A 6,943-nucleotide genomic window follows, 5' to 3' on the forward strand; every position below is an offset into this window, starting at 1 on the left:
GGCCCCGCGCCCGGCCGGGCGGTGCCGGGCGGTGCCGGGCGTCAGACGGTGCCGTCCTCCCACCACCAGGCGCGGCCCAGGTCCGCCCTGCTGTCGACGTGCTGGTGGTCCTCGACGTAGGTCTCCAGGCCGGAGAAGCCGCAGGTCTCCGCCTTCTGGTAGACGGTTTTGTTGGCCACGCCGGGGACATCGAGGTCGGCGGCCGTGCCGTAGAGGTGCATGCTGTCGCTCGCCCCGCCGACCGAGGCGTTGTGCGCGATGCTGCGGAAGCCGGAGTTGACGGTGATCGGGACGTTGCCCAGCTTCTTGCGGAGCGCTTCGAGTTTGTACATCGCGCGGCGGGCGTTCTCCTTGGCCGCGGCGGCGCTGACCTTGCCGCCGTCGAAGGTGCCGCTCACCCGGTCGGTGAACTCGCTGAAGTCGAAATGCGTGGTCGAACCGTCCGACTGCTGGAGGGCGTTGAGCTGCGCCTGCGTCGCGGGCCCGACGACGGCGTCGGACGACAGGCCGTAGGCGGACTGGAAGAGGCGGACCGCGGTGGCGGTGCCCGGGCCGAAGTCGCCGTCGATGGCGACCCGGGTCTGGCCGGCGCCGCTGGTGGGCCAGCCGGCCACCCTGATCTGCAGCTCGGTGACGTCGGCGCCGGTCATCCCCTGCGTGAGGGTCCGCGACCACGAGTAGGCGTACGCCGAACCGGACAGCAGCACCGGTCCGAGCACGACTCCCGCGCCGGCGGCCAGCGTTCCGAGCAGCAGGGTGCGACGGTCCATGGGGGAGGAGGACGAGGTCATCGTTGTCCTTTCGGTAACCGTTCGGGTCCGGGTCGGCCGTGGGTGCGGCGGTACTCAGCATGCCGCCGGTGCTGGAGGTGCTCAAGGGGCGGAAGACACCGTCCTCGCCCGTACACGCTCCGTGGGAAGGCTGTGTAGTTGCTGTTAGCCTGACGACTTCTTGCGTGGGGGGACAGCCGGGGGGCTGAGCGTTCTTGGCGGTACCACTGCCGCGCGCCGTGCGCGCCGCTGTCCCGCCACGCCTCTTTTCCAGGCACAGGAGGCCGCGTTGGCCCGTCGTACCACCGCCCGGGGGGTCGTCGCCGCGTTGGCGGTCCTCACCGTGACCGCGGGGCCCGGACCGCTCTCGGTGTCCGCCGGCGCGGACACCGCCGCGCGGAGCACCGGCCTCGCGGCGGAGAAGGTCTTCCAGTCCGACCGCTATCTCCCCCGCGCGGACCGGCTGTACGCCGCGGGCCCGAGCGGTTATCTGCATGCCCAGGAGGGCGGTTCCGGCTGTACGTGGACGTCGTACGGCACCGGCGCCTCCACCCCGCTCGGCGATCTCACCCGGCTGGAGATCCCCGGCTACCTCGGATCGTCGTCGGACATCGTGACCGAGGTCGGTCCGCACGGCGACACGGTCGTGCTCCGGGACATGGCCGCGGGCACGGCCACGGACGTCGCCGTCACGCACGGCGTCTACCGGGCCACCTACGGCGTCCATGTGCTCTCCCAGGCACAGGACACCGACGGCAACCGCCTGCTGTGGCTGTTCGGCGGCGGCGCGCCCGCCGAAGGCACTCTTGTCGACGGGTGGCCGACCGGGATCACCGGCGGCTTCACCGTCCTCGGCGGCGACAGCGGCACCGCGGTGATCGGCTACGCGCTGGCGGGTACGAACCACCTGGCGCTGGTGGACCTGGCCGCCGCGAGACTCACCGCCGACGTGACGGTGCCCGCCGCCGTGACGGCCGTCGCGCTGAGCGCCGACCGGCTGGTCTGGTACTCCTCCGGCAGCACCGCCCATGTCCTGGACCGCGCCGATCTCTCCGCCGCGGGGACGACGGTGACGCTGCCCGGCGCCGAGGGCGCCCCGTACCTGGGCATCGCCGGCCGCTGGCTGGTGGTCGCCCGGTCCGTCCCGTCACCGGGACCCCACGACCTCGTCGACGAATCCGGCGAGCCGCTGCTGGCCGCCCCCTCGCCGGCGGCGCCGCGATCACCCTGCTCCGGCACGCGGCCACCTCGGTCACCCCGGCGCCGGACGGCGGCCTGCTGGTCGTTGGCGGCGCCGACTCCGGGCACTGGGCGGTCCGCGAGGTCTCCGACCCGGGGACGGCCGCACCGGCGCTCACGGAGGTGACCGCCGTCCCGCCGGTCGCCGCGCGGATCGACCGGCTCTCGCTGCAGAACGGCACCCTGGCCACCGAAGAGGCCGACAGCAGCTTCATGGGCGCCTACTACACCCGCCGGGTCTCGACCACCGCGACGGCCTACGCGCCGGGCGCCGAGACCTTGCGGTCGTGGGCCAACGGCGACACCGGCCCGTACGCCACCGGCGACGGGCGCGCGGTGACGCTCACCCCCGAGCCCCTCCCCGGCGGGTCGTTCATCCGGTCCGTCGACGACACCGACGCGGCGGGTTTCTTCTATCTGCCGTCCGCCTACGGGACCGTGCTGGACATCACCGGCCGCTACGCGATCGTCAACGGCTCCTCCCCCGCCAAGCAGTACGTCGGCGACCTCGACGTCTACGGCGACCTCCAGCCCGTCCTCACCCGCTCCGTCACGGCCGCCTCCGTGTGGGGGACCAGCCTGTGGACGCCGGGCTCCACCACTGGTTCCGTCACGGCGAAGGACCTCAGGACCGGCCGGACCACCGACACCGTGAGCACCGGCGCCCCTTGCGTCCCCAAGGAGCTCCAGGTCGTCGGCCGCTGGATCTACTGGTCCTGCGGTCCCACCGCCGCGGCCGGTGTCTGGGACCGCACGGCGAAGAAGAACATCGCGGTCCCCTCCGGCCCGGCGCTGCTCGGCGACGGCTACCTCGTGCGGCAGGACACCTCCGCCGGTGCGCTCCTCCTCACCGCCTTCGCCGGCGGCGCCGCGACCACCTGCAAGATCGGCGACCTGCCGGCGGGCGCCTCCAGCCTGCGCGGGGTGACCTGGACCGTGGACAAGTTCGGCGGACCGGCCGCCTACGTCGACGCGGACCGGAAGATCCACCTGGTGCCCAGCGGGGTCGCCACCCAGCCGCTCGGGTTCGTCGAGTCCGAGGTGACCGACAACACGAACGAGAGCGGCGCGATCAGCAGCCCGTGGTGGCAGTGGCGCGGGGTGCTCTCCAAGCCCGCCGCCTCCTGGACCGCCACCCTCACCAGCAAGGCCACCGGCGCCGTGGTCCGTACGTTCAGCGGCGGCGAGGTCGACGGCACGCTGACCGTGCGCTGGAACCTGCGGAACACCGCCGGGGCGCTGGTGCCCAACGGCGCATATACCTTCAAGCTGACGGCGCGGCCCGCCGACGGCTCCGGAGCCGTGCTGACGGGGGCGCGCACGATGACCGTCTCCACCGGGGCCGCCGTACGCGGCGACTTCACGAACAGCGGCACCAACGCGCCCGACGGGATCGGCGATGTCCTCACCGTCACGCCGTCCGGCACCATCCGCTACCAGCCCGGCAACGGGACCGGCGGGTTCGGCCCCTTCCTGTCGGCTTCGGGCTGGCCCTCCACGGTGACGCTGGTCCCCTTCGGCGATCTGAACGGCGACCGCCGCAACGAGATCCTCGTCCGGCTCAGCAGCGGCGAACTGCGGGTGTACCGGCCCCTGGACGGGCAGCCTTTCGGCCCGCGCACCCCGTACATCTCGCTGGGTACCGGCTGGAACGCCTTCAACGCGCTGACCTCGCCGGGGGACGTCACCGGTGACGGCCGCCCGGACCTGGTCGTGCGGCGGGCGTCGACGGGCGAGGCGTTCCTCTACAAGGGGACGAGCGCGGGGAAGCTGTCGGCGCCGGTGCGGATCGCGGCGAACTGGTCGGGCTACAAGAAGATCGTGGGAGTCGGCGACTTCAACGGGGACGGTGTCGGTGACCTGCTGGCCCAAGACGGCGCGAACACCCTGTGGCGGCTCGACGGCAACGCCTCCGGTGGCTTCAAGGCGCGGGTGAAGCTCGTCGCCACCTGGATTCCGTACAACGCGGTCATCGGCGTCGGTGACATCACCGGCGACGGCAAGGCGGACATCGTGTCCCGTGACACCGCCGGCAATGTGTGGCGCAACAACGGTGACGGCAAGGGAGCGCTCGGCGCCCGGACGAAGATCGCCACGGGGTGGCAGGGATACAAGAGCGTGTTCTGACGGTCCGACTGGGACGCGGGCCGGGTGGCCCGCGTCCGGCGTCCGGCGTCCCGGCGGACGGTCGGCGGCGCCCGCTGCGCCGTGCCGCTCCGAGGTCTCCGCCGCGGGCGGGAGTGTCTTGCCAACTTGGCATGCTACGGACATCCTTCTTCTGTGCGGGGACATCTACCCGCATAGCACCGGCTCCGTCCTGAACGCTCCCCATCCGCCGCGCGCCGCCCACAAGGAGGCCGCGGCACGCCTCCAGGAGGACCTTTTCCGTGCACCTCACCCCCATCCGGCGCGGCGCCCTCGCCGTCTCGCTCTGCGCCGTGACCGCCCTCGCCTTCCAGGGGCTCGCCTCCGCCACCGCGAGCGCCTCCGCGCCCGTGGCTCCCGTGTCGTCCGTGTCGTCGGCGGCCGCCGGCCACTCCGCCGTCGGCGGCATCGAGACCGGTGTCGCCCGTCGGCTCGCCGCCTCGCTCGCCGATCCCTCCTGGCGCGCCCAGGTCCGCGGCGCGGCGCTCGGCTCCCGGCAGGTCGCCCTCGGCGCACTGACCGCGCGGGCCGCCGCGCCGGGCGGCCTTGGTCCGTCCGTCGCCGCCGCCGACCGCGGCATCACCGCGGCCAAGGGCCTTGCCGCGGACTCCGGTTCGCTGCTGGTCCTGCGGCTCGGCGCCGACTCCATGCGTCCGGCGCTGACCCCCGGCGCGGTGCCGCTGGTCGCCGCCGCCACCGGCGCGGACTCCGCGGCCACCGTCACCGCCTACGACAGCTCGGGACGCGCCCACACCCTCAGCGCGCGCGAGGTGCCGCGACAGCCGGTGTACGTCGTCGACATCGACGTCTCCAAGGCCATGTCCGCGGGCCTGGCGCAAATCGACCGGCAGCTCGCCCGGGCCGGCCTCACCACGGCGGCCTCGCCCCCGGCCGCCCGGAAGCCCGCCGCCAGGCCGGACGCCGAGTCCGGAACCAAGTCCGGCGCGTCGCCAGCCGTGGCCGGCTTCTGGACCACCCGGGTGGACTCGGTCTACCTCAACGACGACGAGGAGCCCTGGGTCCTGGGCGACGCGGAGATCTACTCGATCGTCAGCGGCTTCGGCTTCGACGGCAAGGTACGGGTGGACACCGTCGACATGCCGTACCTCGACGACGACCACACCACCTACTACCCGAACCAGATCCTGGTGAACTGGTCGAACTACAAGTACGACCTGGCCGACGTGGTGATGATGGAGGACGACGGCGACACCAACTACGCCGCCCTGGCCAAGGCGCTCGCCGACGCGTTGCTCACCATCACCGACCAGGGCGCGTACGTGCCGCTGGTCGACGCGATCCTGGCCGCCATCCCGTCCTCGTGGTACACCAACGACGACGACTACGTGGACTCCTGGTACACCCTGGCCCAGCCCTCCGCCGGCCGCCTCAACGGTGCCCGCGGCAATGGATGGATGACGGTCGACCCGTACTTCGTGGCGCAGTTGTAGCGCGTGACGGAGGGGCGGTCCCCGGTCGCGGCTGTCGTGCCGGGCCGGGGATCGCCCCTCCCGGGCGCGCCGCATGGGCGGAGCCGATGCCCGACCGGTGACAGCTGACAACTGACCGCTGACCGCCCGGCTGCCGGCTGCGGCGGCCGACCGCCGGCGGCCGACGGGCTGCGCGGCCTCCCGGCTCCCGGAAGTGGTCGGCGGAGACCGGTCCCGACCGCGCTCGGGCCGTGGTCCGCCCGTCTCAACGACGCGTCAGGGCGATTTCGGCTGGCCCCCTGTCCGTATCCGCCGTACGTCCAAGGTCGTAGATCTCATCCCGGGCACCCACAGGTGTCCGCGCGGCGACTGCCGATCCGCGGCGGACGGCAGGGAGCGGCTACCGGAAACACGCCGGATACACGGTGCGAAAGTTTCCCCTGTGACGGATGGTGTTCGCGTTTCTCGCCCGCCGTTCATCCGCGCAACGCCCTGAAGTGCACGGCAAGGTGATATCCGACTTCCGGTTCAGGTGTCCTATGCCAATCGACCTTGCCTTCCGCGTCATGCCCGCGATCGTCGGTTTCCAGTCAGCGATCTGGCCATTCTTGACCGGCTGTCTAGTCGCGCGAGGCCGCCGGGACATCCCTGACTGGCACGATTCGTAATGTTCTGGCCTCACATTTATTCACGAAACCATCCGGTGCAAAAATCAACTACCCAAGAACTCGCAGGTGGGGCGGGGTGGTCGGCTGGTTTCGAATATCTGTCCGGAATTGACGGCGCCTCGTATACCCCGGCTCGGAGTGGTGAATCAAGGTGGCACTGGGTGACTGCTCACCCCCGAAACTAATCAGCCATTCCTGACCTCGGTTGCCGTAATCCGGTAACGCCAAGACGGCTGTTGTACGCTGGCCGGGCCCTGATCAAGAATATTGTCGGACCGGCTGGAATGCCTTACCGGAGCAGCGGAACCAGCCCGATCCGACTCGATCGGCAAAGTCAGCGAACCGCGATGTGTGGGAGTTCTCCGATGGCGAATCCGTTCGACGACGAAACCGCGCGTTTCCTCGTTCTGGTCAATGACGAGCGGCAGTATTCCCTGTGGCCGGCCGACGCGGCCGTGCCCGCGGGCTGGCACATCGCGCTGGCCGAGAGTTCGCACGCCGACTGCGTGAGCTTCGTCGAGGCCACCTGGACGGACATGCGGCCGGCCAGCCTCGCCGCGGCCATGGACACGGCCGGCGGCTGAGCGGGCCGGCCGGTGCGGCGTCGCGGTCCGGGCGCCGCGTCCTCGGGGTAGGGGCTTTTCCCTGACCGGTGTTTCCGGACCGGCGGACGCTTTCCGGACCGGCCGCG

Annotated in this window: 5 protein-coding genes; 4 read left to right on the forward strand and 1 reads right to left on the reverse strand. The window is 71.8% G+C overall.

All coding sequences use genetic code 11. The features are described 5' to 3' along the window. Positions 1-41: 41 nt before the first annotated feature. Entirely contained in the window at positions 42-791 is a 750-nt protein-coding gene (locus ACFO3J_RS23380) for a D-Ala-D-Ala carboxypeptidase family metallohydrolase (protein WP_386432445.1), read from the reverse strand. A gap of 268 nt (positions 792-1,059) precedes the next feature. On the opposite strand from ACFO3J_RS23380, the gene ACFO3J_RS23385 reads away from it, so the two are divergent. From ACFO3J_RS23385 to ACFO3J_RS23400, 4 genes are all read left to right on the forward strand, one after another. Next, positions 1,060-2,136 (forward strand): hypothetical protein, encoded by a 1,077-nt coding sequence (locus tag ACFO3J_RS23385; protein WP_386432448.1) that lies wholly within the window; start codon positions 1,060-1,062, stop codon positions 2,134-2,136. After that, the gene (locus ACFO3J_RS23390; protein WP_386432450.1) at positions 2,133-4,136 is read left to right on the forward strand and encodes an FG-GAP-like repeat-containing protein; all 2,004 of its coding nucleotides are present in this window, start codon (positions 2,133-2,135) and stop codon (positions 4,134-4,136) included. Before ACFO3J_RS23385 ends, ACFO3J_RS23390 begins: the two co-directional genes overlap by 4 nt. A gap of 260 nt (positions 4,137-4,396) precedes the next feature. Beyond that, positions 4,397-5,605 carry a DUF3103 family protein gene (locus ACFO3J_RS23395; protein ID WP_386432452.1) on the forward strand — a complete coding sequence of 403 codons (1,209 nt, stop codon included), beginning with the start codon at positions 4,397-4,399 and terminating at the stop codon, positions 5,603-5,605. Positions 5,606-6,617: 1,012 nt separating this feature from the next. After that, complete coding sequence (locus tag ACFO3J_RS23400) at positions 6,618-6,836, forward strand: MbtH family protein (RefSeq protein WP_386432455.1); 219 nt, start codon at positions 6,618-6,620, stop codon at positions 6,834-6,836. Positions 6,837-6,943 lie beyond the last annotated feature (107 nt).

It is taken from the genome of Streptomyces polygonati, from assembly GCF_042650325.1.
In the GTDB taxonomy this organism is placed as follows: domain Bacteria; phylum Actinomycetota; class Actinomycetes; order Streptomycetales; family Streptomycetaceae; genus Actinacidiphila; species Actinacidiphila polygonati.